2 protein-coding genes are annotated in these 1,910 nt (G+C 67.2%); both read right to left on the bottom strand.

Annotated elements, in window-relative coordinates:
* Positions 1-153: DUF6884 domain-containing protein (locus tag GH736_RS25680; RefSeq protein WP_407922383.1), on the bottom strand; the 153-nt coding region annotated here is incomplete at its 3' end.
* Between the two features lie 76 nt (positions 154-229).
* Positions 230-1,828, bottom strand: coding sequence for a nicotinate phosphoribosyltransferase (locus GH736_RS22090; protein WP_159607104.1), 1,599 nt, complete (start codon positions 1,826-1,828; stop codon positions 230-232).
* Positions 1,829-1,910 lie beyond the last annotated feature (82 nt).

Below are 1,910 nucleotides of genomic sequence, written 5' to 3'. Positions count from 1 at the left end.
GCCGTGCTTGGCGCTCAGGATGAACCAGGCGTCGCAGTTCCACTCGACGTAGGCGGACGATTTCCGGAACAGCTGCGACACGTACAGGTCGCGAGCCGGTGCGGGTCGCCGGAGTTTCTGCGCGGCGCAGCCTACGAGGCCGATCTTTGTCATGGGTGGTGCCTCCTTCACGGTCAGCATGCGCGGGAAAGCGGGCAGCGCCTGGCATCCGGCGCTGCCCGCCCGGGCGCTAGCTCGCCGCCCGCGCCGCCCGAGCTGCGCGCTCAGCGCGGAGCGTCTGGCGTACGTCCTCGAACGACTGGATGCGGACGAACGCGCCGTCAACCCACACCGGCTGGAGGAGGCTCGCGGCTTCCTGCTCGGGCGTGGCTCCTTGGATCAGGGCGATCTCGCCGGTCTCGTCGCGGGTGAGGGCGAGGCGGCCCTTGGCGCTCTTCTTGCTCTCCCCGGTGATCGGGTCGCGGCCGGTCTTCGGGTCCTTCTGGATGTCGACCGGCTGGCCGTCGACCTCGGCCCACGTAGCTTTCACGGCACCGCCGGTGGTGTCCCGGCTGACCATCTGGTAGCTGAACGAACCGATGCCGAGCACCACGTTGGTCGACGCCCACCCCTTCGCCTCGAGGCGCTCGAAGATGCGCTTGGCGCGGTCGAGGGTGATGCTGTCGCCGTAGATGAGGCCGATGTGCTGGTCGAGGACCTTGTAGCCCTTGTCGTTGATTGTGTAGCCGAACAAGTCGCCGAGGATCTCGATCGCTCCGAGCTGCTCGTTCGAGAGGATGCCGTCAGCCTTCAGGTCTGCGTAGTTCTCACGAGCAAGCGGGCTCGACTTGGTCAGGTCGGTCTCACCGGTGATGATGTCGACAGGGTCGCCCGAGTCAGGGCGGATGACGAGCTTGCCGTCGCGGGCCATGATCTGGTCCTTCAGCTTCGGGAGGATGTCGGTGAGGACGCCCCAGAAGTCGTACCCGTCCGAGACGGCTGAGACGATGCCGGCCGGGTAGAGGTGCAACAGGTGCTTGAACGTCTCGAGTTCGCCGTCCTGGCCCCGGAGGCACATGACCGAGTGCTCGGTGGCGGGGACCGATGCTGCGACCCAGCCGTTCTCGCCGGGGTAGAACCGGTCGATCCAGTCGATCGAGGGGAGGCTGTCCGTCCCGAGGAACGAGATGAGGTGGCCGGCGCCCGATGCGGCTGCCGACTCGATCGAGGTCTGGCCTCGCATCGAGAAGTCGTGCGCCTGAAAGTCGACCGCGGCGAGGTCGCCGCCGGTGCGCTCAGCCCATGCCTCGAAGAGCTCACGGTACAGAACGGCGATCGTGGCGGTGGTCGCCGGGTGCCAGATCGACGCCGACAGTGCGGTCTCGATGTAGTTCGGCAGCCAGAAGAACTCAGGGATGGTGTTCTCAATGGTGAGCGCTGCGACACCGAACGGGAGCAGGGTTCCCTCTGGGACCGTGCGGATCTCGAGCGGGAGGTAGCCGAGGCGGTGGAGGGCTCGGATGTGGTCCGAGCCGATGGTGTTCGGGCCGAGGTAGGCGCCAAGTACGCGCTCGTACTCGCTGGCGACGAAGTCCTCGTCTGCGGCGAAGAACGGCTCCCACGCTTCGGTGAGGTACGACTGGGCGAACGCCTGGACGCCGAACGCGACGGCGTGCGTGGCGTCGGGCAGGTACTTGTTCGACCGGTTCGTCCAGTTGATCAGGATGCGGGTGACGCCGGGCCCGTAGGCACGGAGGTGGTCCAACTTGTAGCCATCTGCGGCCATGAGCGCGGCGATCGGGGTCGGCTTGGTGATGCGGCGGGTGAGGGTGGGGACAGCGGCGGTCATGGGTCAGGCTCCGATCAGGTTGGGGAGGATGGGGACGACGCGGGCTGCGACGTCGGGGTTGTGGGCTCCGGGGTGGGAGTCG

This window comes from Agromyces humi (assembly GCF_009720255.1).
Taxonomy (GTDB): domain Bacteria; phylum Actinomycetota; class Actinomycetes; order Actinomycetales; family Microbacteriaceae; genus Agromyces; species Agromyces humi.
This window is presented reverse-complemented; position numbering and strand designations above follow the sequence as displayed.

Excerpts from the sequence above, each read along its gene's own strand:
- GH736_RS22090 (WP_159607104.1), bottom strand. The coding sequence starts at position 1,828 with ATGACCGCCGCTGTCCCCACCCTCACCCGCCGCATCACCAAGCCGACC.